The 23,526-nt window shown below is 69.3% G+C and carries 23 protein-coding genes; 12 read left to right on the forward strand and 11 right to left on the reverse strand.

Annotated elements, in window-relative coordinates:
* Positions 1-53: 53 nt before the first annotated feature.
* The 9 genes from MIC98_RS15845 (at position 54) to MIC98_RS15885 (ending at position 9,387) form a co-directional block, all read left to right on the forward strand.
* Positions 54-635, forward strand: coding sequence for a hypothetical protein (locus MIC98_RS15845; RefSeq protein WP_239737811.1), 582 nt, complete (start codon positions 54-56; stop codon positions 633-635).
* 12 nt (positions 636-647) lie between these two features.
* Positions 648-1,202 carry a cob(I)yrinic acid a,c-diamide adenosyltransferase gene (locus tag MIC98_RS15850; protein ID WP_057641102.1) on the forward strand — a complete coding sequence of 185 codons (555 nt, stop codon included), beginning with the start codon at positions 648-650 and terminating at the stop codon, positions 1,200-1,202.
* A gap of 210 nt (positions 1,203-1,412) precedes the next feature.
* Positions 1,413-2,330 carry a histone deacetylase family protein gene (locus MIC98_RS15855; RefSeq protein WP_239737812.1) on the forward strand — a complete coding sequence of 306 codons (918 nt, stop codon included), beginning with the start codon at positions 1,413-1,415 and terminating at the stop codon, positions 2,328-2,330.
* An 89-nt stretch (positions 2,331-2,419) separates the two neighbouring features.
* Positions 2,420-4,852 (forward strand): LPS-assembly protein LptD, encoded by a 2,433-nt coding sequence (lptD, locus tag MIC98_RS15860; RefSeq protein WP_239737813.1) that lies wholly within the window; start codon positions 2,420-2,422, stop codon positions 4,850-4,852.
* Positions 4,849-6,186: a peptidylprolyl isomerase gene (locus MIC98_RS15865; protein WP_239737814.1), complete on the forward strand. Its 1,338-nt coding sequence runs from the start codon at positions 4,849-4,851 to the stop codon at positions 6,184-6,186. Before lptD ends, MIC98_RS15865 begins: the two co-directional genes overlap by 4 nt.
* A gap of 2 nt (positions 6,187-6,188) precedes the next feature.
* Complete coding sequence (gene pdxA / locus MIC98_RS15870; RefSeq protein ID WP_239737815.1) at positions 6,189-7,181, forward strand: 4-hydroxythreonine-4-phosphate dehydrogenase PdxA; 993 nt, start codon at positions 6,189-6,191, stop codon at positions 7,179-7,181.
* Positions 7,178-7,981 (forward strand): 16S rRNA (adenine(1518)-N(6)/adenine(1519)-N(6))-dimethyltransferase RsmA, encoded by an 804-nt coding sequence (gene rsmA / locus MIC98_RS15875; RefSeq protein WP_239737816.1) that lies wholly within the window; start codon positions 7,178-7,180, stop codon positions 7,979-7,981. Before pdxA ends, rsmA begins: the two co-directional genes overlap by 4 nt.
* A 36-nt stretch (positions 7,982-8,017) precedes the next feature.
* Positions 8,018-8,401, forward strand: coding sequence for a Co2+/Mg2+ efflux protein ApaG (gene apaG, locus MIC98_RS15880; RefSeq protein WP_239737817.1), 384 nt, complete (start codon positions 8,018-8,020; stop codon positions 8,399-8,401).
* A complete protein-coding gene (locus MIC98_RS15885; RefSeq protein ID WP_239737818.1) occupies positions 8,401-9,387 on the forward strand; it encodes a symmetrical bis(5'-nucleosyl)-tetraphosphatase in 987 nt (328 codons plus the stop codon). The genes apaG and MIC98_RS15885 overlap by 1 nt, the downstream gene beginning before the upstream one ends.
* A 62-nt stretch (positions 9,388-9,449) precedes the next feature.
* Here the strand turns inward: MIC98_RS15885 and MIC98_RS15890 are convergent, their stop codons facing one another.
* From MIC98_RS15890 to MIC98_RS15920, 7 genes are all read right to left on the reverse strand, one after another.
* Positions 9,450-9,989 (reverse strand): dihydrofolate reductase, encoded by a 540-nt coding sequence (locus tag MIC98_RS15890; protein WP_345772166.1) that lies wholly within the window; start codon positions 9,987-9,989, stop codon positions 9,450-9,452.
* 50 nt (positions 9,990-10,039) lie between these two features.
* Positions 10,040-10,834: a thymidylate synthase gene (locus MIC98_RS15895; protein WP_239737819.1), complete on the reverse strand. Its 795-nt coding sequence runs from the start codon at positions 10,832-10,834 to the stop codon at positions 10,040-10,042.
* 72 nt (positions 10,835-10,906) lie between these two features.
* Positions 10,907-11,812 (reverse strand): prolipoprotein diacylglyceryl transferase, encoded by a 906-nt coding sequence (lgt, locus tag MIC98_RS15900; protein WP_057641112.1) that lies wholly within the window; start codon positions 11,810-11,812, stop codon positions 10,907-10,909.
* Between the two features lie 145 nt (positions 11,813-11,957).
* Positions 11,958-12,707 carry a TerC family protein gene (locus MIC98_RS15905; RefSeq protein WP_057641113.1) on the reverse strand — a complete coding sequence of 250 codons (750 nt, stop codon included), beginning with the start codon at positions 12,705-12,707 and terminating at the stop codon, positions 11,958-11,960.
* A 33-nt stretch (positions 12,708-12,740) separates the two neighbouring features.
* Positions 12,741-13,121, reverse strand: coding sequence for a diacylglycerol kinase (locus MIC98_RS15910; RefSeq protein WP_057641114.1), 381 nt, complete (start codon positions 13,119-13,121; stop codon positions 12,741-12,743).
* A 235-nt stretch (positions 13,122-13,356) separates the two neighbouring features.
* A complete protein-coding gene (locus MIC98_RS15915; RefSeq protein WP_057641115.1) occupies positions 13,357-14,631 on the reverse strand; it encodes a HAMP domain-containing sensor histidine kinase in 1,275 nt (424 codons plus the stop codon).
* Between the two features lie 90 nt (positions 14,632-14,721).
* Positions 14,722-15,435 carry a response regulator transcription factor gene (locus MIC98_RS15920; protein WP_057641116.1) on the reverse strand — a complete coding sequence of 238 codons (714 nt, stop codon included), beginning with the start codon at positions 15,433-15,435 and terminating at the stop codon, positions 14,722-14,724.
* Positions 15,436-15,573: 138 nt separating this feature from the next.
* On the opposite strand from MIC98_RS15920, the gene MIC98_RS15925 reads away from it, so the two are divergent.
* Entirely contained in the window at positions 15,574-15,927 is a 354-nt protein-coding gene (locus tag MIC98_RS15925; RefSeq protein WP_239737820.1) for a DMT family protein, read from the forward strand.
* A gap of 61 nt (positions 15,928-15,988) precedes the next feature.
* On the opposite strand, the gene MIC98_RS15930 is transcribed toward MIC98_RS15925, so the two are convergent.
* The 4 genes from MIC98_RS15930 to MIC98_RS15945 form a co-directional block, all read right to left on the reverse strand.
* The gene (locus MIC98_RS15930) at positions 15,989-16,924 is read right to left on the reverse strand and encodes a DUF6607 family protein (protein WP_239737821.1); all 936 of its coding nucleotides are present in this window, start codon (positions 16,922-16,924) and stop codon (positions 15,989-15,991) included.
* 77 nt (positions 16,925-17,001) lie between these two features.
* A complete protein-coding gene (locus MIC98_RS15935; protein WP_239737822.1) occupies positions 17,002-19,185 on the reverse strand; it encodes a TonB-dependent hemoglobin/transferrin/lactoferrin family receptor in 2,184 nt (727 codons plus the stop codon).
* A gap of 152 nt (positions 19,186-19,337) precedes the next feature.
* Complete coding sequence (locus MIC98_RS15940; RefSeq protein ID WP_057641119.1) at positions 19,338-19,535, reverse strand: hemin uptake protein HemP; 198 nt, start codon at positions 19,533-19,535, stop codon at positions 19,338-19,340.
* Positions 19,536-20,010: 475 nt separating this feature from the next.
* Complete coding sequence (locus tag MIC98_RS15945; protein ID WP_239737823.1) at positions 20,011-20,982, reverse strand: aldo/keto reductase; 972 nt, start codon at positions 20,980-20,982, stop codon at positions 20,011-20,013.
* A 205-nt stretch (positions 20,983-21,187) separates the two neighbouring features.
* On the opposite strand from MIC98_RS15945, the gene MIC98_RS15950 reads away from it, so the two are divergent.
* Together MIC98_RS15950 and MIC98_RS15955 are read left to right on the forward strand one after the other, a co-directional pair.
* The gene (locus MIC98_RS15950) at positions 21,188-22,486 is read left to right on the forward strand and encodes a nucleoside transporter C-terminal domain-containing protein (RefSeq protein WP_057641121.1); all 1,299 of its coding nucleotides are present in this window, start codon (positions 21,188-21,190) and stop codon (positions 22,484-22,486) included.
* A gap of 28 nt (positions 22,487-22,514) precedes the next feature.
* The gene (locus MIC98_RS15955) at positions 22,515-23,465 is read left to right on the forward strand and encodes a ribokinase (protein WP_239737824.1); all 951 of its coding nucleotides are present in this window, start codon (positions 22,515-22,517) and stop codon (positions 23,463-23,465) included.
* Positions 23,466-23,526 lie beyond the last annotated feature (61 nt).

The following is a 23,526-nucleotide window of genomic DNA, read 5'->3' on the forward strand; positions in this document are numbered from 1 at the left end:
CTCCCCGCCGATTGGCTAGAATGGCCGCCTGAATCCAGGGAGCCACCACCGCCATGACCGCCAACGTCCAACGCACCTTCGTCCTTTGCCTGCTCGTGCTGTTGATGGCCGGCACCCGCATCAACCATTTCGCGCCGATCCCGGATGCGTCGTGGGCGGTGTTCTTCATCGGCGGCTTCTACCTGCGCGGCTGGACCCGCTGGGCCTTTCCGCTGCTGATGGCGCTGGCGGTGGCCATCGACTGGGCGGTGATCAGCGGCCAGGGCCAGAATTTCTGGGGCCATTACTGTGTCTCCTCCGGCTACTGGGCGCTGGTGCCGGCCTACTTCGCGATGTGGGCCGGCGGCATGCTGCTGCGCCGCTGGTACAAGGGCGCGAGCTGGCGTGCGCTGGGCCTGTTCGCCGCCACCTTGGTGGTTGCCGTGGCCGTGTGCCACCTGTTCGCGCAGGGCGGCTTCTACTGGACCAGCAGCGTGGTCGCCGAACCGACCTTCGCCGGCTGGGCCAAGAACTACGGCGACTGGCTGCTGCCCTACCTGCGCACCGCCGTCATCTACACCGGCGCCGCGGCACTGGTGCAGGTTGCCGTGGAAGCCTTCGGCCGCCAGTCGGCCAGCGGCCGCATCGCCCACTGACGGCTCCCGCTCATGGGCAATCGCCTCTCGAAGATCTACACCCGCACCGGCGACGACGGCAGCACCGGGCTGGGCGACGGCAGCCGTACCGGCAAGGATTCGGCCCGGGTCAACGCCTACGGCACGGTGGACGAGGCCAACTCGGCCATCGGCGTGCTGCTGGCGGTGGAGCTGCCCGAGGACGTGCGTGCATTGCTGACCACGATCCAGCACCAGTTGTTCGACCTCGGCGGCGAGCTGTGCATCCCCGGCCACGCCGCCATCCAGGCCGCCGACATCGACGCGCTGGAGCAGCACCTGGACCGCTGGAACGACGACCTGCCGCCGCTGAAGGAGTTCATCCTGCCGGCCGGCGGCGAGGGCGCCGCGCGCTGCCACCTGGCGCGCACCATCGTGCGCCGCGCCGAGCGCGAGACGGTGGCGCTGGCCCGCGTCGAGGCGGTGCGCGACGAGGCGGTGCGCTACCTCAACCGCCTGTCCGACCTGCTGTTCGTGCTGGCCCGCGTGCTGGCCCGCGCCGGCGGCCACGGCGAGGTGACCTGGAACCACCAGCGCCGGCACGGCTGACGCGCTCTACCATATAGCGCCCAACCGTTGGTCGCGGCGGCGGCGCGCAGCGCCGTATGGCCTTGCCGCAAACCGATTGATTGTGCCGACCAACGGTCGGCACCCACCCGTAGCGACGCGGCTTGCCCCATCGGCACCTCCCCCTTTGGCATTTTCCTGCCGGCCAAGGCCGGCAGCTACGGGGCATGGCGGTCGGTTACAGTGCCGGGCATGCTCGTCTTCACCCACGCGGCCTGCCTCGGCCATGACCCCGGCATCGACCACCCCGAGTCGCCCGAGCGGCTGCGGGTGGTGCTCGACGCCCTGCGCGAGGCCTTCCCCGACCGGCTCGACTGGCGCGAAGCGCCGCCGGTCAAGCTCGGCGAGCTGGCGCGCGTGCACGACCGGGCGCTGATCGACGACCTGCTGCGGCCGCAGGCCGAACCGCTGCGGCGCATCGACCTGGACACCTTCACCTCGCCCGGCTCGGCCAGCGCCGCGCTGCATGCCGCCGGCGCCGGCGTGGCGGCGGTGTCGGCGGTGATGGACGGCCCCGACCGCCGCACGTTCTGCGCGGTGCGCCCGCCCGGCCACCACGCCACCGCCGACACCGCGATGGGCTTCTGCCTGTTCAACAACATCGCCGTGGCCGCGGCCCATGCCCTCGACGCGCATGGTCTGGAACGCGTGGCCATCGTCGATTTCGACGTCCACCACGGCAACGGCACGCAGGCGATCTTCCTGGACGACCCGCGCGTGGCCTACTGCAGCACCCACCAGTCCGGGCTGTTCCCGCAGTCGGGCAACATGCGCGAGCGCGGCACCGGCAACATCCGCAACATCCTGCTGCCGCCAGGCAGCGGCGGCTTCCGCTTCCGCAACACCTGGGCCGACGAGCTGCTGCCGCAGCTCGACGCCTTTGGCCCGCAGCTGCTGCTCGTCTCGGCCGGTTTCGACGGCCACATGCGCGACCCGCAGGCCGACCTGATGCTGGAAGCCGAGGATTTCGGCTGGCTCAGCGGCGAACTGGCCGCCCTCGCCACGCGCCATGCCGGCGGCCGCATGGTGTCGATGCTCGAAGGCGGCTACGACCTGCAGGCCCTGCGCGAATGCAGCGTGGCCCACGTGCAGGCGCTGCTGGACGGGTGACGGCGGCATGAACCCCGGCCGCCCCCTTCATTGCCCCCATGCAGTCGATACGGCAAGCTAGCGGCCGTTTTCCCCCGAATCCGAACCGCGTGCGCCGAGCCCTTCGCCTGCTCCCCCTGCCCCTGGGCATCGCCATCTGCCTGCCGGCCCTTGCCGATGAAAAGCCGGTGAACTGGAACCTGTGCCCGGCCACCGACACCCTCCCGGCATTCGACGACGCTCCCTCGGCCGACCCGAACGCCGCCGCCATCCGCGACACCCTGCCCACCGACATCGAGGGCGACCAGCTCTCCGGCACCAGCACCGTGCCGCAATATGGCGGCAACGTCGCGCTCAAGCGCGGCGACCAGTTCATGGGCACCGACAACCTGCGCCTGGACACCGAGACCGGCAACTACATCGCCGACGGCAACGTGCGCTATTCCGACTCGTCGATCCGGCTGACCGCCCAGCGCGCCGAGGGCAACCAGGAAACCGACAGCCACAAGATCAGCGACATCCGCTACCAGCTGGTGTCCCGGCGCGGCAACGGCAGCGCCGATTCGATCGACCTGCAGGGCTCGATCGGGCAGATGCATCACTCCACCTACACCACCTGCGACCCGTCGCAGCCGGTGTGGAAGCTGTCCGCGCCACAGATCGAGGTGGACAACGACGAGGGCTTCGGCACCGCCCGCAACGCGGTGCTGCGCATCGGCAAGCTGCCGGTGATGTACATGCCGTGGTTCAAGTTCCCGATCGACGACCGGCGCATGACCGGCCTGCTCTACCCCAAGCTGAGCCTGTCCGGGCGCAACGGCTTCGACTACGCGCAGCCGATCTACTTCAACCTGGCGCCGAACTACGACGACACGCTGACCCCGCGCTGGATGAGCCAGCGCGGCGTGCTGCTGGAAAACGAGTTCCGCTACCTCTATGGCGGCGGCAAGGGCCAGCTGGACACCTTGTGGATGCCGAACGACGAACTGCGCGACCGCGACCGCGGCAAGGTCGAGTTCCGCGGCTACCACAACATCGACCGCCACTGGCAGGCCCGCGCCAACCTGGCCTGGGTCAGCGACGAACGCTACGTCGAGGATTTCGCCAACCGCCTGGCCGGCGTCACCTCCAGCAACCTGAAGAGCACGGTCGGCGTGTACGGCACCGGCCGCACCTGGACCGCGGGTCTGATGGCCGACCGCTGGCAGCTGACCGACTACACCCTGACCGAAGGCGCCCTGCCCTACGACCGCCTGCCGCGGCTGTACGCCAACTGGGGCGATGGCTTCGGCCGCTGGTTCGAGGCCGGCGTCTACGCCGAGGCGGTGCGCTTCAGCCACGGCGACGTGCACGGCAAGTCCATCGTCGATGGCGAATACGTGCGCAACGGCAGCGTCTCGCGCATGGACGGCGGCGCGCGCCTGGACATCAAGCCCTACGTGTCGATGCCGCTGGCCGGCGCCTCGTGGTACATCACCCCGACCCTGGCCTGGCGCTACACCGCCTACGATCTGGAACGCGGCCTGGCCGACGACCTGCGCCGCGACCAGTTGACCGCCGCCGGCATCGACCCGGACACCGCCACGCCCGAACAACTGCGCGGCAACACCACCCCCCATCGCAGCCTGCCCATCGCCAGCCTCGACATGGGCCTGTTCTTCGACCGCGAAACCACATTGGACGGCAAGTCCTACCTGCACACGCTGGAACCGCGCCTGTTCTACCTGAACACGCCCTACCGCGACCAGGGCGACCTGCCGCTGTTCGACACCCGCGCCTTCACCTTCAGCTGGGGCCAGCTGTTCCGCGATTCGCGCTACAGCGGCGCCGACCGCCAGAACGACGCCAACCAGCTGACCGCGGCGCTGACCACGCGCCTGATCCGCCAGGCCGACGGCCGCGAGAAGCTGTCGGCCAGCATCGGCCAGATCACCTACTTCGAGGACTCCCGGGTCACCCTGAACGATCGCGAGGCCGTGGTCGAGCAGGGCAAGTCGGCGTGGGTGGCCGACGTCAACTGGGCCCTCACCGACCGCTGGACGCTGGGCAGCACCTACCAGTGGAACCCGAAATACCGCAAGGAAGACCTGGCCAGCATCCGCGCCCGCTACCTGATGCCGGACGACGGCGTGGTCAACCTCGCCTACCGCTACCGCCGCAATCCCAGCACCGGCGCCGACCAGCTCAAGCAGGCCGACCTGTCCTTCCTGTACCCGGTCAACCCGCGCTGGAGCCTCGTCGGCCGCTACTACTACTCGATGTACGACCACAAGCCGCTGGAGATCATCGGCGGCGTGCAGTGGGACAGCTGCTGCCTGGCGGTGCGCGCGCTGGCCCGCCGCTACGTGCGCAACCGCGAGGGCGAGATGAACAACTCCTTCCAGATCGAGTTCGTGCTCAAGGGCCTGAGCTCGGTCGGGCAGGACACGGACCGCACCTTGCGCCGTGCTATTCTCGGCTACTACCGCGACGACCTGTACCTCGTTCCGCCCAGCAACATCGAGGCGAACGACGACGACTACGATCCGAACCTGATTCCATGACCAAGACCCTACCCGCAGTCCTCGCCGCCCTGCTGGCGCTCACCGCCGTGTCCGCACCGGTGCACGCGCAGCAGACCCAGCCGCTGGACCGCATCGCCGCCGTCGTCGACGAGGACGTGATCCTGCAGAGCGAGCTGCAGCGCGCGATCAACAACATCAAGGGCCAGTACGCCGGCCGCGAGCACCAGCTGCCGCCGGAAAGCGTGCTCGAACGGCAGGTGCTCGAACGCCTGGTGCTGGTCAAGCTGCAGGTCGCCCGCGCCGAAAGCAACGGCATCCGCGTCAGCGGCGAGGAGCTGAACCACGCCATCGCCAGCATCGCCCAGCAGAACGGCACCGACGTCGACGGCCTGCGCCAGCGGCTGGCCCAGGACGGCATCGGCTTCGAGGACTTCCGCAGCTCGGTGCGCGAGGAAATCCTCACCCAGCGTCTGCGCCAGAGCTTCGCGCAGAGCCGCATCAACGTCAGCGAAGGCGAAGTCGACGCCGCGCTGGCGCAGCAGAACGCCGGCGGCCTGCAGTACCACCTGGCGCACATCCTCGTCGGCCTGCCCGATGGCGCCAGCGCCGAGCAGATCAGCACCGGCCAGGGCAAGATCGAGGGCATCAAGAACCTGCTCGACAAGGGCGAACTGGATTTCCAGGCCGCCGCGGTGCGCTATTCGGACAGCCCCAACGCGCTGGAAGGCGGCGACCTCGGCTGGCGCAGCCTGGACGAGATCCCCAACGCCTTCTCCAGCCAGATCCAGGCGATGAAGGCCGGCGACGTGCTCGGCCCGATCCGCGGCCCCAGCGGCTTCCAGCTGCTGAAGCTGGTGGAAGTGCGCGACAGCGACGGCGCAGCCGCACAGACCGTCACCGAGTACCACGCCCGCCACATTCTGGTGCGCGTGACCGACCAGGTCGACGAGGCCGCCGCCAAGGCGAAGATCGAGACCCTGCGCGCGCGCATCGCCGGCGGCGCCGACTTCCAGGCCGTGGCCAAGGAGTCGTCCGACGACGCCAACAGCCGCGGCCAGGGCGGCGACCTGGGCTGGTTCCCCGCCGACGCCTTCGGCCCGGACTTCGGCCGGCAGGTCGAGGGCGTCGATGACGGCGGCGTCACCGCGCCGTTCCGCACCGACGCCGGCTGGCATATCGTGCAGCGCGTAGGTACCCGCCAGACCGACGTCGGCGACGCCAACAAGCGCGCGCAGGTCCGCGAGACCATCGGCCGCCGCAAGCTGGAAGAGGAATACAACCGCTTCCTGCAGGAGCTGCGTGGCGAGGCCTACGTCAGCTTCCGCAGCGGCGACCGTGCCGAGGGCACCGCCGAAACCCCGCAGCAGCCGTAACCATGCTGCCCCAGCTCGCTCTGGTCCCGGGCGAGCCTTCCGGGATCGGCCCGGAACTGTGCATCCGCCTTGCCCAGCAGCCGCGCGACGATTGCCGGCTGCTGGCCTTCGCTGACCCGGACACCCTGCACGCCGCCGCCGCCGCGCTCGGCCTGCCGCTGAAGCTGCTGCCCGAGGACGCCGATGCACGGGCGCCCGGTGAGCTGCGCCTGCGCGAAATCCGCAACGCCGTTCCCTCCCGCTTCGGCCAGCCCGATGTCGCCAACGCGCGAGCAGTGATCGACGCCCTGCTCGGCGCCGGCCGGGCCTGCCTGAGCGGCGAGCCCGATGGCAAGCTCGATGGCGTGGTCACCGGCCCGGTGCACAAGGCCGCCATCAACGCAGGCGGCATCGCCTACAGCGGCACCACCGAACTGCTGGCCCACCAGGCCGGCGTCGAAGTGGTGATGATGCTGGCCAACGACATCGTGCGCGTGGCGCTGGCCACCACCCACCTGCCGCTGCGCGACGTTGCCGACGCGATCACCGCCGACGGCCTGCGCAAGGTCATCGCCACCACCCATGCCGCGCTGCGCCGAGACTTCGGGCTGGCGCGGCCGCGCATCGCCGTGCTCGGGCTGAACCCGCACGCCGGCGAGGACGGCCACCTCGGCCGCGAGGAACTGGACGTCATCATCCCGCTGCTCGAACGACTGCGCGGCGAAGGCATGGACCTGGTTGGCCCCTTGCCGGCCGACACCGCCTTCCTGCCGGCCAAGCTCGCCGGCTTCGACGCGGTGCTGGCGATGTACCACGACCAAGGCCTGCCGGTACTCAAATACAGCGGCTTCGAGCAGGCGGTGAACCTCACCCTCGGCCTGCCCTACCCACGCGTGGCCGTCGACCACGGCACCGCGCTGGAGCTGGCCGGCAAGGGCGTGGCCGATCCTTCCAGCCTGCTGGCCGCCACCGCGTTGTGCGCCCGGCTGGCTGCACAACGTAAGATTCCCCGATGAACGCCCACTCCCCGCGCGCCGGCTTCACCGCCCCGGCGAAGAAGCAGCTCGGCCAGCATTTCCTTGCCGACGCGCACTACGTCGAGAAGATCGTGCTGGCGGTGAACCCGAAGCCCGGCGAGCGGCTGGTCGAGATCGGCCCCGGCCAAGGCGCCATCACCTTCCCGCTGCTGCGCCGCCATCCGCAACTGACGGTGATCGAGTTCGACCGCGACCTGATCGCCCCGCTCACCGCCGCCGCCGCGCCGCTGGGCGAGTTGGGCATCGTCCACCGCGACGTGCTGCAGGTGGATTTCACCGAACTGGCCGCCGGCGGCAGGATCCGCCTGGTCGGCAACCTGCCCTACAACATCTCCTCGCCGATCCTGTTCCATGCGCTGGACCATGCCGCGGCGATCTCGGACATGACCTTCATGCTGCAGAAGGAAGTGGTGGACCGCATGGCCGCCGCGCCGGGCAGCAAGGTCTACGGCCGGCTGAGCGTGATGCTGCAGGCGTGGTGCGAGGTGACCGCGTTGTTCGTGGTGCCGCCGGGCGCGTTCCGGCCGCCGCCCAAGGTGGATTCGGCGGTGGTGCGGCTGGTACCGCGCGACCCGGCCACGGTCGGCATCATCGATCCGAAGCACTTCGCCGACGTGGTCAGGGCCGCGTTCGGCCAGCGCCGCAAGACCCTGCGCAACGCCTTGAACGGCGTCGTCGACGAAGCCGGTTTCGCCGCCGCCGGGGTGCGCAGCGACGCACGCGCCGAGCAGTTGCAGGTGGCCGACTTCATCGCCTTGGCCAACGCCACCGCTGCCTGACGTCGGTTGCACCTGCTTTTGCTTACACTTGCGCGCATGGACGACTCCCGCCACTACGCGATCGAAGTCGAGGTCACCCCCCGCTTCATCGACGAACATTCCGCGCCCGAGGACGGGCGCTACGCGTTCGCCTACAGCATCCGCATCCTCAACCGCGGCACCGTGGCGGCGCGGCTGATCAACCGCCACTGGCGCATCACCGACGGCCACGGCCGCACCGAGCACGTCGACGGCGAAGGCGTGGTCGGCGAGCAGCCGCGGCTGCGCCCCGGCGAGGAATTCCGCTACACCTCCGGGGTCATGCTCGGCACCGAGCGCGGCACCATGCAGGGCCACTACGACATGCAGGCCGACGACGGCACCGAATTCGCCGCGCCGATCGCCCCGTTCGTGCTGGCCGTCCCCAGGACGCTGCACTGATGGCGACCTGGGCGATCGGCGACCTGCAAGGCTGCTACGACGTCACCCGGCGGCTGCTGGACCGGATCAACTTCGACCCGGCCGTAGACCGGCTGTGGTTCTGCGGCGACCTGGTCAATCGTGGCGGGCAGTCGCTGGAAACCCTGCGGCTGGTGCACTCGCTGCGCGAGCACAGCGTGGTGGTGCTGGGCAACCACGACCTGTCGCTGCTGGCCGTCGGCGCGCGCAGCGAGGAGGAACAGCGCAAGGTCAACCCCGACCTGCAGCGCGTGGTGCTGGCCGAGGACCGAGACGTGCTGCTGGACTGGCTGCGCCTGCAGAAGCTGGTGCACGTGGACCGCGGACTGGGCTGGATGATGTTCCATGCCGGCCTCGCCCCGAAGTGGACCGTGGCGATGGCCGAGAAGCATGCGCGCGAGGTCGAGCAGCAGCTGCACGGCAACGGCTACCGCAAGCTGCTGCGCAACATGTACGGCGACGGCCCCAGCTGGGCGCCGAACCTGGGCGGCTACGAGCGTTCGCGCGCGATCATCAACCTGCTCACCCGCATGCGCTACTGCACCCCGCGCGGCCGCATCGGCATCGAGGACAAGGGTACGCCGGGCACCCAGCAGCAGGGCATGTACCCGTGGTTCGAGGTACCGGGCCGGGTCGAGCGCGAACTGAAGATGGTCTGCGGCCACTGGTCGGCGCTGGGCCTGACCATCACCCAGGGCGTGCACGCCATCGACACCGGCGCGGTCTGGGGCGGCAAGCTCACCGCGCTGCAGCTGGACAGCGAGGACCTGCGCGTGGTGCAGGTGCCGGGCCGCGACGTGCCGGCACCGGTGCCCGGCGTGCGCCCGCCGCGCAGGCCACCTACCGAAAATGGCCCGGCAGCGCGCAACGATGCACCCGGCGAGCGCCGCGAACAGCGGCGGCGCTCGCGCCGGCACCGTCCGCACAATGGCGGCAATGGCCCGGCAACATCCGCCGAAAAGCCGTAGGTCGGGGCTACGCCCCCGACGCGCTTTACCGGATACGCAAAGCGCCGGGGCGTAGCCCCGACCTACAGTCGCGAGTAGTGGACGAAACGGAACGCGAATGCATGCCGCTCGTCGGCCGCATGCGGCTGGCTGTCCACTTCCCGCCACCGTGCCGGATCGACCTCGGGGAAGTGCGTGTCGGCCTCGACCGCGGCATCCACCCATGTGAGGTACAGATCGGTCGCATGGTCGATCAGCAGGCGATAGACCTCGCCGCCGCCGATCACGCACACCTCCCCCGCGCCTTCATCCGCCGCGATGCGCAACGCCTCATCGAACGACGCCACCGCGCGCATGCCGTCGAACGGCACCTGTCCGCTTCGGGTAAGTACCAGGTTGGTCCGCCCCGGCAGCGCACGCCCCAGCGATTGCGCGGTCTTGCGCCCCATCAGGATCGGCTTGCCGAGGGTCAGCGCCTTGAAGTGCTTGAAATCGTCCGGCAGGTGCCACGGCATCGCGTTACCGCGGCCGATGCCGCGGTTGCGGTCCAGCGCGGCGATGAGCGAGAGCCGGGAAGGGGGAGCGGGGAACGGGGAATGAGTGTCCGCCGCAAGCTTCGACACCGCCGCCTCGCCACATTCCCCGTTCCCTGTTCCCTGTTCCCCGCCCTTCTTCATACCGCCACCGGCGCCTTGATCGCGGGCAGCGGGGCGTAGCCGTCGATGCGGATATCGTCGAAGGTGAAATCGAACAGGTCGGTCACTTCCGGGTTCAACCACAACTTCGGCAACCCACGCGGTTCGCGCGACAGCTGCTCGCGCGCCTGCGCGTAATGGTTGGAATACAGGTGCGCGTCGCCCAGCGTATGCACGAAATCGCCCACGCCCAGCCCGGTGGCGCGGGCCACCATGTGCGTGAGCAGCGCGTAGCTGGCGATGTTGAACGGCACGCCGAGGAAGATGTCGCCGCTGCGCTGGTACAGCTGGCAGCTCAACCGGCCATCGACCACGTAGAACTGGAACAGGCTGTGGCACGGCATCAGCGCCATCTGCGGCAGCTCGCCGACGTTCCAGGCACTGACCAGCAGCCGCCGCGAATCCGGGTTGCGCCTGATTTCATCGACCAGCCATTGCATCTGGTCGATCTCGTTGCCATCGGGGCCGGTCCAGCGCCGCCACTGCTTGCCGTAGACCGGGCCGAGGTCGCCGTTCCCGTCGGCCCATTCGTCCCAGATGCTGACGCCGTTGTCCTTGAGGTAGGCGATGTTGGTGTCGCCCTTCAGGAACCACAGCAGCTCGTGGATGATCGAGCGCAGGTGCAGCTTCTTGGTGGTGACCAGCGGGAAGCCTTCGTTCAGGTCGAAGCGCATCTGCCAGCCGAACACGCTGCGGGTGCCGGTACCGGTACGGTCGGCCTTCTCCGCGCCGTGTTCGAGCACGTGCGCAAGCAGGTCGAGGTATTGCCTCACTTTTCACCTCCGGCGAAGGGCTTCATTTTTCACCTCCGGCAACGCGCTTGTTTTTCGCCGCCGGCGAAGGCCTCATGCCTTGTCCTCCGTCGGCGGCAGCGGCTGCAGGGTCGGCGCGCGCCGCGACAGCCACAGCAGGGCGATGCCCAGCGCGACCAGCGGCAGGCTCAGCAGCTGGCCGCGGGTGAACCAGCCGAAGGCCAGGTAGACGCCGTTGTCGGGCATGCGCACGAACTCGACGAGGAAGCGGAAGCAGCCGTACAGCAGCGCGAACAGGCCGGACACGGCATAACGGGCACGCGGCTTCATCGAGAACGTCCACAGCACCGCGAACATCACCAGCCCTTCCAGCAGCGCTTCGTACAGCTGCGAAGGATGGCGCGCGTACTGGTCGAGCAGGCCGGCGGCGTAGTCCTGGCGGATCTGCGCGGCCGACATCAGCTGCTCCATCGTCGGCAGCCCGGCCGGCACGTCCTTGAGCGGCGCATGCGGGAACACCACGCCCCAGCCGGCCTGGGTGAACTTGCCCCACAACTCGCCGCCGACGAAGTTGCCGAGGCGGCCGAAGCCCAGCCCCAGCGGCACCAGCGGCGCGACGAAATCGAGGGTGTCGAAGTAATGCAGGCGGTGCTTGCGGGTCCACCACCAGCCGGCGGCCATCACCCCGAGCAGGCCGCCGTGGAAGCTCATGCCGCCCTCCCACACCCGCAGCAGGATCAGCGGGTTGTGCAGGAACTCGGAGGTCGCATAGAACAGCATGTAGCCGATGCGCCCGCCCAGCACCACGCCGAGCATGGCGTAGAACAGCAGGTCGGAGAAACCGTTCATGTCCACGCCCGGCAGGCGTCCGGCACGGACGCGGCTGCGCCCCAGCCACCAGGCGGCGGCGAACCCGAGCAGGTACATGATGCCGTACCAGTGCACCTTGATCGGCCCCAGTGAGAAGGCGATGGGGTCGATGTCGTGGAGGTAGATCATGCGGAAGGGCCCGGCGGACAAGTGCCTATTCTCGGGGCAGCGCCCGCGGGGCTCAACCCACGACCGGCACCCGCCATCGAATGCCCGCCACCCGGTCCGGTACCCACGGATGCAGGAAGGGCCGGCATTGCCGGCCCTTCGTCCATCACCAGTCGCCGGCGCCCGGTACCTGGTGCGCCTTGGCACGGCGCCGCATCAGCAGGTTCAGCCACTCCACCAGCACCGAGAAGCCCATCGCCGCGTAGATGTAGGGCTTGGGCACGTGCACGTCCACGCCGTCCAGCACCAGCACCACGCCGACCAGCAGGATGAAGGCCAGCGCCAGCATCTTCACCGTCGGGTTGGCGTCGATGAAGCGGCCCAGCGGGTTGGCCGCCAGCAGCATCATCGCCACCGCCAGCAGGATGGCGCACACCATCACCGGCACGTGGTCGGCGATACCGACGGCGGTGATCACCGAATCCAGCGAGAACACGATGTCGATCACCGCGATCTGCGCGATCACCATGCCGAACACGGCCGAGGCCTTGGTGGTGGTGGGGTCCTCGTCCTCGCCGCCGCTGATCAGCTCGCGGATTTCCTTCACGCCCTTGTAGAGCAGGAACAGCCCACCGAGGATCAGCACCAGGTCGCGGATCGAGATGCCCATGCCGGCCACCGTGAACAGGTTGTTGTCCATGTGCGCCAGGTAAGCCAGCGACACCAGCAGCGCGATGCGGGTGATGCAGGCCACGGCGATGCCCAGGCGCCGCGCCGACGACCGCCGCTCCTCGGGCAAGCGGCTGACCGCGATGGAAATGAACACCAGGTTGTCGATGCCGAGCACGATTTCCAGTGCGCTGAGCGTGAACAGGGTCAACCAGACGTTCGGGTCGGCAAGAAATTCAAGGGACATTCGGAAAATCCTTCAATAGAACCGGGGCTGCATTCAGGACAGGCGGGGCAGCAGGATCAGGCCCCAGCACAGCAGCACGTTCACCATCAGCACGAATACCGCCGCCGAGCCCATGTCCTTGGCGCGGCCGGCCAGCACGTGGAATTCGGGGCCGTAGCGTTCGATCACCGCCTCGATGGCGGAATTGGCCAGCTCCATCGCCATCACCAGCAGCATCGAGCCGACCAGCAGCGCGCGTTCGACCGGGGTCTGCCCCAGCCACAACGCCAGCGGCGCCAGCAGCACGAACAGGTAGACCTCCAGCCGGAACGAGGACTCGTGCCGCCACGCGGCCGCCAACCCCTGCCAAGACCAGATCGCGGCCTTCACTATCCGCCCCGGCCCGCGTGGCAGGTTGCCTATTTCATCAGCCATGCGCGCGGCTCCGGGGGGACCGGAAGGGGCGGGAACGGGAGAACACCATGCGGACGACCGTGACGGAGGAGCAACGCGGGATTCTGCCACAGGCGCCCGGCGACCGCCTTGCCACGGCAGCCGCCGGCGTTTCCATGCGTGGATGCGGGGCTTGCGCCGCGCTGGCGGTTTTCCTGCCGGAACCCCATGCGGGGCAAGCCCCGCAACTACGGAGGGGCTTGGGTTCCCCGGCCCGTCAGGCGAAGCGCACGGTGGCGGTGGTGCCCCGCTCCGGCTCGCTTTCCAGCTCGATTTTCCAGCCGAAGCGTTCGCACAGCCGGTGCACGATGGGCATGCCCAGCCCGTGGCCCTCGCGGCGCTCCGGCACGGCGCGGAAGAACGGCTCGAAGACCCGCGACAGCGCCTCGGGCGACATGCCGATGCCGGTATCGCGCACCACCAGCCGGTCGGCCTCGACCTCGACCTCGACGTGGCCGGCGTCGGTGTAGTTGCAGGCGTTGCGCAGCAGGTTGCCGACCACCACGTGCAGCACCTGCGGCGGCACCCGTAGCAGGCATGGCGCGTTGATGTGCAGGCGCAGCTCCAGCGGGCGCCCGGCCAGGCCAACCTCGGCGCTGGCCGCCTCGCGGCGCACGACGTCGCCGACGTCGACCCACTCGGACTGCGGCTCGATGTTGGCCTCGCGCGCCAGGATCAACAGCGCGTCGATAAGCGCCTCCATGTCGCGGCCGGCGCGCTGGATGCGCAGCAGGCTGCGCTGCAGCACCGGGCCGGCTTCCTCGCCGGCATCGATCGCCATTTCGCAGGCCATGCGGATCACGGTCAGCGGCGTGCGCAGCTCGTGGCTGGCGTCACGGGTGAAATTGCGCTCGCGCACCACCTGGTCGCCGATGCGCCCGGCCATGCCGTGCAGCGCCGCGGCCAGTTGCCGCACCTCGCCCTGCACGTCGGCCGGCAGCCGCGCCGGCGCCAGCTCGCTGGCGTCCGGGTAGCGCGGGTCCCATTGCGACACCCGCCGCGCCAGCCACACCAGCGGCGACACCGCGCGGTGCGAGGCGCGGTAGGTCAGCCACGACGCGCCGTAGATCGCCAGCAGCACCAGCAGCACCGGCACCACGCCGAACCAGAACGCCAGCCATTGCGCCTGCGAGCGCAGGAACACCAAGTACAGGCGCCCGGCCGGGGACTGGTCCACCAGTACCAGTTGCCCGGCTTCGCGCAGGTCGTGGAAACCCGGCTGCAGCGCGCGCAGCGGCGGCGGCAGGTTCAGCGGCGAGCCGCCGGTTTCGAGCAGGTAGCCGCGCAGGTGGCGGGTATTGGGCGGCGGCTGCGCCGGCGAGGCCGCGTGCAGCTCCCAGTAATGCGCGGCCTCTTCCTGCAGGACCGTGTTGACCAGCCCGAACTTGACCACCAGCAGCACCAGGTAGCCGCCCAGCAGCGCCGCGAGGCTGGCCAGCAGCGTCTGCAGCAGAAACGCGGTCCTGATCTTGCGTGGCAAGCCGTGCAGCATTACAGCCTTCCCCCTTGTCGCGCACGGCCGGGGCCACTACCGCAGCGGCCATGTCCGCCCGCGTCGCGCCCTGCCCTGCCCATTGCGGCATCAGCCCATCGGCTGGGCGATGTCGGCAACGCGGTAGCCGGCGCTCTGCACGGTGTGCAGCAGCGGCCGGTCGAACGGCTTGTCGATGATCTTGCGCAGGTTGTAGAGGTGGCTGCGCAGGGTGTCCGAGTCGGGCAGGCCATTGCCCCAGATCTCGCGCTCGATCTCCTGCCGGGTCACCACCCGCGGCGACTCGCGCATCAGGATGGTCAGCAGGCGCAGGCCAATGGGCGAGAGCTGCAGCTCGATGCCGGCGCGGGTGGCGCGCATGCTCACCGGGTCCAGCACCAGGTCGGCCACCTTCAGCACCTCGGCGCCCACCTGGCGGCGTTCGCGGCGGATCAGCGCGCGCAGGCGCGCTTCCAGCTCCTGTATCGCGAACGGCTTGGTCAGGTAGTCGTCGGCGCCGCAGCCCAGCCCGGTGAGCTTGTCGTCGAGGGTGTCGCGCGCGGTCAGCATCAGCACCGGCGTGGACTTGCGCGCCTCGCTGCGCAGGCGGCGGCAGACCTCCAGGCCGTCCAGCCGCGGCAGCATCAGGTCCAGCACGATCACGTCGTAGCTGTTCTCGGCGGCCAGCCGATAGCCGTCCAGGCCATCGACCGCGTAGTCCACCTCGAAGCCACGCCCTTCCAGGTACTCGCCGATCATCTCGGAGATGTTGCGGTTGTCCTCGATGACCAGCACCAATCCGGACGATTCCTTGGTCTGTCGCATGCAGCCTCCCAATTCTTCAGCTTTGTGAAGGATGCCGGCCGGCAGGTGCACCGGATGTGAAGAAACCCTGTCGCGACCGGCGGCCGGAAACGCCACCGCGCCGCCCTATGCTATGCGCCCCTTCCGCCGGAACCGGACATGGCCGCCGCGCCTTTCACCGCCTACCTGTATCCCGTGCTGTTGCTGGTGGCCAGCAACGTGTTCATGACCGTGGCCTGGTACGGGCACCTGAAGTTCCGCGCCGCGCCGCTGGCGCTGGTGGTGCTGGTCAGCTGGGGCATCGCCTTCTTCGAATACTGCCTGCAGGTGCCGGGCAACCGGCTCGGCGCGGCGGTCTATTCGGCGCCGCAGCTCAAGGGCATGCAGGAGGTCATCACCCTGCTGGTGTTCGCCGGGTTCTCGGCCAGCTACCTCGGGCAGCCGCTGAAATGGAACCACTGGGCCGCGTTCGCACTGATCGCGCTGGCGGCACTGCTGATGTTCAAGGAGTGAAACCACGGCCACGCCGCCGGGTCCGGGCGCTGCCCGGCCCGCGACGGCGTGGCGGCGGTGCTCAGCCTTCGCCGGGCGCCTTCTCGACATGGGCGGCGAACACCGCGTCGATCTGCTGATCGGCCACCTTCCTGCCGGCCTGCACGTCGTCAGCCTGGGTGAACAACGGGATGATCATCGCCATGCCGTCGACCTTGGTCTTCAGGTGCACGCCCGGTGCCTGGCCGAGGAAAGCGTCCCAGTGCCGGCGCACCTTCGCCCAGTAGCCGGCGGTGGCGTTCCAGTAGTCGCGGGCCGGGGTGAAATCCACGTCGGTGCTGCGCACGTAGTCGTTGAAGCCGAACTCGCGCGCGATTTCCTGCTGCGTGCCGTCGGCGTTGCGCTGCACCTTGGTGTTGAACTGCTCGTGGGTCCAGCCCTCGGGCGTGAGCGTGTGCCGGTTGACCATCGCCAGCGCGTTGTAGTCGCTGCGGCGGGTGTATTCGCGGCGCGGCAGCGGGCGCCAGCCCGGGTCGCTGGTCCAGCTCGGCACGCCGTTGTCGTAGCTCCACCTGCCGGTGCCGCAGTAGCGCGGGGCATCGCTGACCTCGTACACGCACTGGGTCCACGCGCCCTGGTTGATCGCGGCGGGAATGGCGCGCACCTGCCAGACCTGGTCGGCGCTGAACTCGAAGCGGTTCGGCGCCTGGTAGGTCCAGTCCTGGCGCCAGTGCTTGGTGACGTGGCCGCTCTTCGGGTCCACCAGCAGGTGCTGCAGCACGACGCGGGTCGGCGTGTCCTCGACCACCACCACCAGCTCGTTGCCGCCGCTGCGCATCGCCGGGGCACGCTCGTAGCCGGGCTTGAGCAGCACGGTTTCGTCGAAGGCGAAGTCCACGGCGTACTCGCCCTGCATGCGCAGGATGGTGTCGTGGTCGCGGGCGATGTCGGCGGGCGCGGCGCTGGCGGCACCGGTGGCGGCGCACAACAGCAGCAGGCTGGCGTGATGCGGTTTCATCGTGGGTTCCTTGTTCATGCGGGAAGAAGGCCGTCCGTGGCCGATGATGCTCCAACGGAGAGAGAAGCGGCAGGCGCTTACCAGGCCACCGACAGGCTGGCCGACAGCGTGCGCCCGGGATTGCTGTAGCGGTCGAGCACGGTGCTGGACGCGGCCAGCGTCGAAGCCAGGCTGGACCAATCGATGTAGGCGCGGTCGGCGAGGTTGAACACGCCGACGTTGACCGTGGCGCCCGGGGCGAACGTCCAGTGCGCCATCAGGTCGAGCACGCCGTAGCCGGCCGGGCGCCAGGCGCTGTCGCTGGCGACGCGGTCCTTGCGGCGGGCGAAGGTGCCGGCCAGTTCCACGCCCCAGTCGTCGCGGTCGTACATCAGCCCGAGCGTGCCGCGCAGCGGGTCCACCGAATCCAGCGGCAGGTCCTCGGTGCGGTTCTGGCCGCGCGACCAGGCCGCCGCGCCGCGCAGCGACCAGCCGGCCAGCGCCGGAGTCAGCTCACCGAAATCGACGCCGGCCTTCAGCTCGGCGCCGTGGATGCGGGCGTCGGCGATGTTCTGCGACTGGAACACCATCAGCCCCTGCGCATTGATGCCGACGTAGCGCTGCGACTCGATGAAGTCGCGGTAGTCGTTCCAGTAGCCGCTCAGGCTGACGTAGGCGGCCGGCGCCAGGTAGCGCAGGCCCAGCTCCAGGCCATTGCTGGTTTCCGGCTTGAGGTCCGGGTTGGGGATGGCGGTGTAGCCGAACATCACGTTGGTGAAGCCGAGGTTGACGTCGTTGTACGGCGGCGAGCGGAAGCCGTGCGCATAGCCGGCGAACAGCGACCACTGCTCGTCGAAGCGCCACACCATGCCCAGCTTCGGCGACACGCTGGTCTTGCGCAGCGAGGCCAGCGCGACGCCGGGGTTGTCCCCGCTGAAGATCGCGTCGGCCTCGGGCGAGAGCCGGTAGTGGTCCACGCGCACGCCCGGCACCAGCGACACGCGGCCGCTTGCGAAGCGCATTTCGTCCTGCGCGTACAGGCCCAGCTCGGTGGTCTTGCTGATCGGGAAATCGCGCACCGGGAAGACGTCGGGCAGGACCGTGCTGCTGGTGCTGCCGTCGGCCAGCACCTGGTAACCGTTGCGCTTCTGGCGGGTTTCGGTCCATGCGCCGTCGAAGCCCCAGGTCAGCGCATGCTCGACCGCGCCCGTGGCCAGGCCCTTGTCGAACTGCGCCTGCGCGCCATATACGCGCTGGTCGAAGTTGAACTCGCGATGGCGGCGGCTGCCGTTGGCGCGCGCCTCGTTGGTGACCTGCGTGGTCTCGCTGTCCTGCCGGTACAGCTGCCAGCGCAGGCTGTCGGCGAACGCGGCGTCCAGCGCGTCCATCTCGTGGGCGAAAGACACGCGGGCGCGGGTCTGCTTGTCGTGCGCGGCCATGCCGGTGGTGGTGGCGTGGTCGATCGCCGAATACACGTCGGTATCGGTGATGTCCTCGTTGCCCTCCACGGTCAGGCGGAAGCGCTGGCCCTCGTCCGGCGCGTACACCAGCTTGGACAGCACGCTGCGGCCGTCGCGGTCCTGCGGGTTCGGTGCGGTGCGGGTGTTGTCGAGGCTGCGCACCTCGCCCTTGTTGCCGGTTTCCTGCCCCTGCCGGTGGTTGGCGTTGACCATGCCGCTCCAGCGCTCGCCGCCGAAGGCGACGGTCGCCCCGCCCAGCAGGCCCTGCCAGTCGCCGTCGTAGCCGAACTTCAGGCCGACGTGGCTGCCCTTGCCGTCCTTCAGGTAGTCGGCCGGGTCCTTGGTGACGAAGGCGACCACGCCGCCGAGCGCGTCGGAGCCGTACAGCGAGCTGGCCGGGCCGCGCACGATCTCCACGCGCTTGAGCGTCTCCAGGTCGGTGAAGTTGCGGTTGGCGCTGGCGAAGCTGCCGATGTCGAAGCTCTTGGGCATGGCGATGCCGTCGGTCTGGATCAGCACGCGGTTGCCGTCCAGCCCGCGGATGCGGAAGCCGCCGAGGCCGAAGCGCGCCGCGCTGCGGGTCACCGAGATGCCCGGCTCGTAGCGGACCATGTCGTGGATGTCCTGCGCGAGCTGCCGGTCCAGCTGCTCGCGGTCGATCACGTCGACGGTGGCGGCGACGTCGCTGACCGCGCGCTCGGTGCGGGTGGCGGTGACCTGCACGCGGTCGAAGTCGCGGGGCTCGGCCGGTGCCGCGGTTTCGGCATGGGCAGGGGACAGCACCACCCACAGGGCGGCGCTCAGAATGGTGGGACGAATCATGGGGACCTGGAATCGATGGGCGAACAAGACCCTTGGCGAAGCTGCCGGGTTGCGAATGCAACCCGACCGCTGCCAAGGGGGGAGAGAACGTGCGATTCAGGCGGGCTGGGCGCGGCGAGGGCGCGCCGGCTGGCGGCGAATGCGGCCGGGAATTACTTGGTAAGGATCAGCTTGTCGTTGCTGGTGTGGCGCAGGCGGTAGAACTTGTCGCCATGCTGGATGACGATCTCGCGCTGGCCCTTGAGCAGGGCGCCGCTGTCGATCACCTCTTCGGCCGGCATCAACCGGACCGGGCGTTGCGGCAGGTGGAGCGTGCGGTTGCGGAACAGGGTGGCGGGCTGTGCGGACATCGGGGTGATTCCGTGCTGGGTGACGAGTTGATGATAATCATTCTCGTTCGCGTTGCAAGGATTTTTTGGAGATTTTTTGAAGTCCGGTGCGTGCAGGGAGGCGGGTGTCGGCCAATGACCATGCAGGTACCGGGCTTGCCCGGTACAGGGCTTTATCGGGAACGCCTCATGCGGGGCAAGCCCCGCATCTACGAAGTCCGTGTTCCATTGAGGTCCATTCGCCGGCCCATCACCGGTCGCCGCCGACCAACGGTCGGGCACCACCGGGAATGGCGATGGGTGTGGGAGCGGCCTCCACGTGCTCAACCAAAAACAGCCGTAGGTCGGGGTTACATCCCCGACGCGCGGGACGTTCAAGCACAAGCCCGCGTCGGGGAAAGACGCGCTGGCCGTAGGTCGGGGTTACATCCCCGACGCCCGGGACATTCGAGCGCAAGTCCGCGTCGGGGACATGGCCCCGACCTACACCCGGCGATCATGCGAAGACCGCCTCGATCCGCTGCCAGCCGGCCTCGTCCACGCGCGCGGCCACGTCCAGCGCGCGCAGGTTTTCCTCCAGCTGCGACACCCGGCTGGCGCCGAGGATCACGCTGGACACGTGCGGGTTGCGCAGGCACCAGGCGATGGCCAGCTGCGCCGGCGATTCGCCCATCTCCGCGGCCAGCGCGGTGAACGCGCGCACCTTGCCCAGCCGGTCCTGCGCCGGTTCGCCCAGCACCGCGGCCTGCAACCAGTCCAGCGAGGACTGCGCCAGCCGGGTATCGGCGCCGATGCCGTCGTTGTACTTGCCGGTCAACAGCCCCGAGGCCAGCGGCGACCAGATGGTGGTGCCCAGCCCGGCGTCGGCATACAGCGGCGCGTATTCCTGCTCCACCCGCTGCCGATGCAGCAGGTTGTACTGCGGCTGCTCCATCGTTGGCGCGTACAGGCCGTTGGTGCGGGCGAAGGCGAACGCCTCGGCGATCTGCGCGGCCGGCCATTCCGAGGTGCCCCAGTACAGCACCTTGCCCTGCCGGACCAGCAGGTCCATCGCCTGCACGGTCTCGGCGATCGGCGTGTCCGGGTCGGGGCGGTGGCAGTAGTACAGGTCCAGGTAATCCACGCGCAGGCGCTTGAGCGCGTCGTGGCAGGCGTCGCGCACGTGCTTGCGCGACAGCCCGCGCCGGGTCGGCGCCGGGTTCTCGACCGCGCCGAAGAACACCTTGCTGGACACGCAGTAGCCGTCGCGCGGCAGCCGCAGGTCGGCGATCACGTCGCCCATCACCTGCTCGGCGCGGCCATGCGCGTAGACCTCGGCGTTGTCGAAGAAGTTGACGCCGTTGTCCCAGGCCGCGGCGACCAGGTTGCGCGCCTCGTCGCGGGCGACCTGCCCGCCGAAGGTGACCCAGGCGCCGAAGGACAGCGCGGAAAGCTGCAGGCCGGACGACCCGAGGCGACGGTAGTGCATGGCTGGCTCCTGAAAGGGTACGGCCCGCGCGGCAGGCGCGGACGGGCCGCCAGTGTAACTGCCGCCACCGGGTGGTTTGCCGCCACGGACCTTGCCGATGGCGGCGCGATCGCCGCAATTGGCGCCACGGTGACCGGTAATTCTTGCCGGCCACCGGCCGCTGCACTAGGCTTGCGGCTTTTGCGGGCGTGCCCGGGGAATACTCATGGTCGAGGGTTTGGGAAGGATCGGCTTCGGCCTGTTCGGCCTGGCGGTGCTGATCGGCATCACCTGGCTGTTCTCCAACAACAGGCGCGCGGTGGACTGGAAGCTGGTCGGCACCGGCATCACCCTGCAGATCGGCTTCGCCGCGCTGGTGCTGCTGGTACCCGGCGGGCGCGACGTGTTCGACTGGCTGGGCCACGGCTTCGTCAGGATCCTCAGCTTCGTCAACGAGGGCTCGAACTTCATCTTCGGCAGCCTGATGAACACCGATACCTACGGTTTCATCTTCGCCTTCCAGGTGCTGCCGACGATCATCTTCTTCTCCTCGCTGATGGCGGTGATGTACCACCTGGGCGTGATGCAGGCGATCGTGCGGGTGATGGCGTGGGCCATCACCAAGGTGATGCGCGTGTCCGGCGCGGAAACCACCAGCGTCTGCGCCAGCGTGTTCATCGGCCAGACCGAGGCGCCACTGACCGTGCGCCCGTACATCGCCAAGATGACCCAGTCCGAGCTGATCACGATGATGATCGGCGGCATGGCGCACATCGCCGGCGGCGTGCTGGCCGCCTACGTCGGCATGCTCGGCGGCGGCGACCCGGCGGCGCAGGCGTTCTACGCCAAGCACCTGCTGGCCGCATCGATCATGGCCGCACCGGCCACGCTGGTGATCTCCAAACTGCTGGTGCCGGAAACCGGTACGCCGCTGACCCGCGGCACGGTCAAGATGGAAGTGGAGAAGACCTCCTCCAACATCATCGACGCGGCCGCCGCCGGTGCCGGCGACGGCCTGCGGCTGGCGCTGAACATCGGCGCGATGCTGCTGGCCTTCATCGCCCTGATCGCGCTGATCAACGCACCGCTGACCTGGCTGGGCGACGTCACCGGGCTGGCCCAGGTGATCGGCAAGCCGACCAACCTGGCCACCCTCTTCGGTTACGTGCTGGCGCCGATCGCCTGGGTGATCGGCACACCGTGGGCCGACGCCACCACGGTTGGTTCGCTGATCGGGCAGAAGGTGGTGATCAACGAGTTCGTCGCCTACATGGACCTGTCGGAGATCATCAAGGGCAACATCGCCGGGGTCAGCCTCAGCGACGACGGCCGGCTGATCGCCACCTACGCGCTGTGCGGCTTCGCCAACTTCAGTTCCATCGCCATCCAGATCGGCGGCATCGGCGGGCTGGCCCCGGAGCGCCGCCACGACCTGGCCAAGTTCGGCCTGCGCGCGGTGCTGGGCGGCTCCATCGCCACCTTCATGACCGCCACCATTGCCGGCGTGCTGACCCATTTCGGCTGATCCACGGCCACTTCGAGAAACAGATTCCATGAGTAGCGTTGTTGTTGCCGGTTCCTTCAATGTCGACCACGTCTGGCGTTGCGAAACCCTGCCCGCGCCGGGCGCGACCATCGCCGGGCGCTACAGCACCGGCCCCGGCGGCAAGGGGTTCAACCAGGCCGTGGCCACCGGCCGCGCCGGCGCCGCCACCACCTTCCTGTGCGCGCTGGGCGACGACGCCGGCGGCGTGCTGGCCAGGCAGCTGGCCGACGCGGACGGCATCACCCTGGTCGCCGAGGCCAGCAGCGAGCCCACCGGCACCGCCGGCATCTACGTGGACGGCCGCGGCCGCAATTCCATCGTCATCGGCCCCGGCGCCAACGCCTCGCTGAGCACCGCGTTCATGACCGCCAACGCCGCGCTGATCGGCGGCGCCAAGGTGCTGTTGGCGCAGTTGGAATCGCCGGTGGAGTCGATCGAGGCGGCGCTGGGCATCGCCCGCGAGGCCGGCGTGCTGACCGTGCTCAACGCCGCCCCGGCCAACGCACCCTCGACCATCAGCCTGCTCAAGCTGGCCGACGTGCTGACCCCGAACGAAACCGAGTTCGCCGCCCTGCTCGGCCGCCACGTCGGCGAGCGGGTGGAGGCCGACGACGTGGCTGCGCTGGACGGCGCCAGCCTGCACGCGCTGTGCCGCAAGCTGTCGGCCAGCACCGTGGTGGTCACCCTCGGCGCGGTCGGCGTGTTCGTCTCGCACGACGAGGAACGCCTGCGCGGCGACGGCCAGCCCTACTACCGGGTGGCCGCCGAATCGGTGCAGGCCATCGACACCACCGGTGCCGGCGACGCCTTCAACGGCGCGCTGGCGGCCTCGCTGGCGCAGGCGCCGGAGGCGGCCTTCATCAAGCACGTGCGCTTCGCCAACCAGTACGCCGCGCGTTCCACCGAGCAGGAAGGCGCCGCGGTGTCGATGCCGCGGATGACGCCGGCCGACGCCTGAGCCCCGGTACCGGCGACGCTGCCGCTGGGCTACATTGGCCCGCGGCATCCCGCCGGCAACC

The sequence above is a fragment of the Stenotrophomonas sp. NLF4-10 genome, assembly GCF_022359915.1.
Taxonomy (GTDB): Bacteria; Pseudomonadota; Gammaproteobacteria; order Xanthomonadales; family Xanthomonadaceae; genus Stenotrophomonas; species Stenotrophomonas daejeonensis.

Coding starts and splice junctions, on each gene's coding strand:
- MIC98_RS15920 (WP_057641116.1), bottom strand. CDS start 15,435: ATGCGACAGACCAAGGAATCGTCCGGATTGGTGCTGGTCATCGAGGAC.
- apaG (WP_239737817.1), top strand. CDS start 8,018: ATGGACGACTCCCGCCACTACGCGATCGAAGTCGAGGTCACCCCCCGC.
- MIC98_RS15865 (WP_239737814.1), top strand. CDS start 4,849: ATGACCAAGACCCTACCCGCAGTCCTCGCCGCCCTGCTGGCGCTCACC.
- MIC98_RS15945 (WP_239737823.1), bottom strand. CDS start 20,982: ATGCACTACCGTCGCCTCGGGTCGTCCGGCCTGCAGCTTTCCGCGCTG.
- MIC98_RS15925 (WP_239737820.1), top strand. CDS start 15,574: ATGGCCGCCGCGCCTTTCACCGCCTACCTGTATCCCGTGCTGTTGCTG.
- MIC98_RS15955 (WP_239737824.1), top strand. CDS start 22,515: ATGAGTAGCGTTGTTGTTGCCGGTTCCTTCAATGTCGACCACGTCTGG.
- MIC98_RS15845 (WP_239737811.1), top strand. CDS start 54: ATGACCGCCAACGTCCAACGCACCTTCGTCCTTTGCCTGCTCGTGCTG.
- MIC98_RS15935 (WP_239737822.1), bottom strand. CDS start 19,185: ATGATTCGTCCCACCATTCTGAGCGCCGCCCTGTGGGTGGTGCTGTCC.
- MIC98_RS15940 (WP_057641119.1), bottom strand. CDS start 19,535: ATGTCCGCACAGCCCGCCACCCTGTTCCGCAACCGCACGCTCCACCTG.
- MIC98_RS15910 (WP_057641114.1), bottom strand. CDS start 13,121: ATGGCTGATGAAATAGGCAACCTGCCACGCGGGCCGGGGCGGATAGTG.
- MIC98_RS15855 (WP_239737812.1), top strand. CDS start 1,413: ATGCTCGTCTTCACCCACGCGGCCTGCCTCGGCCATGACCCCGGCATC.
- pdxA (WP_239737815.1), top strand. CDS start 6,189: ATGCTGCCCCAGCTCGCTCTGGTCCCGGGCGAGCCTTCCGGGATCGGC.
- MIC98_RS15905 (WP_057641113.1), bottom strand. CDS start 12,707: ATGTCCCTTGAATTTCTTGCCGACCCGAACGTCTGGTTGACCCTGTTC.
- rsmA (WP_239737816.1), top strand. CDS start 7,178: ATGAACGCCCACTCCCCGCGCGCCGGCTTCACCGCCCCGGCGAAGAAG.
- MIC98_RS15950 (WP_057641121.1), top strand. CDS start 21,188: ATGGTCGAGGGTTTGGGAAGGATCGGCTTCGGCCTGTTCGGCCTGGCG.
- lgt (WP_057641112.1), bottom strand. CDS start 11,812: ATGATCTACCTCCACGACATCGACCCCATCGCCTTCTCACTGGGGCCG.
- MIC98_RS15885 (WP_239737818.1), top strand. CDS start 8,401: ATGGCGACCTGGGCGATCGGCGACCTGCAAGGCTGCTACGACGTCACC.
- MIC98_RS15930 (WP_239737821.1), bottom strand. CDS start 16,924: ATGAAACCGCATCACGCCAGCCTGCTGCTGTTGTGCGCCGCCACCGGT.
- MIC98_RS15850 (WP_057641102.1), top strand. CDS start 648: ATGGGCAATCGCCTCTCGAAGATCTACACCCGCACCGGCGACGACGGC.
- MIC98_RS15915 (WP_057641115.1), bottom strand. CDS start 14,631: ATGCTGCACGGCTTGCCACGCAAGATCAGGACCGCGTTTCTGCTGCAG.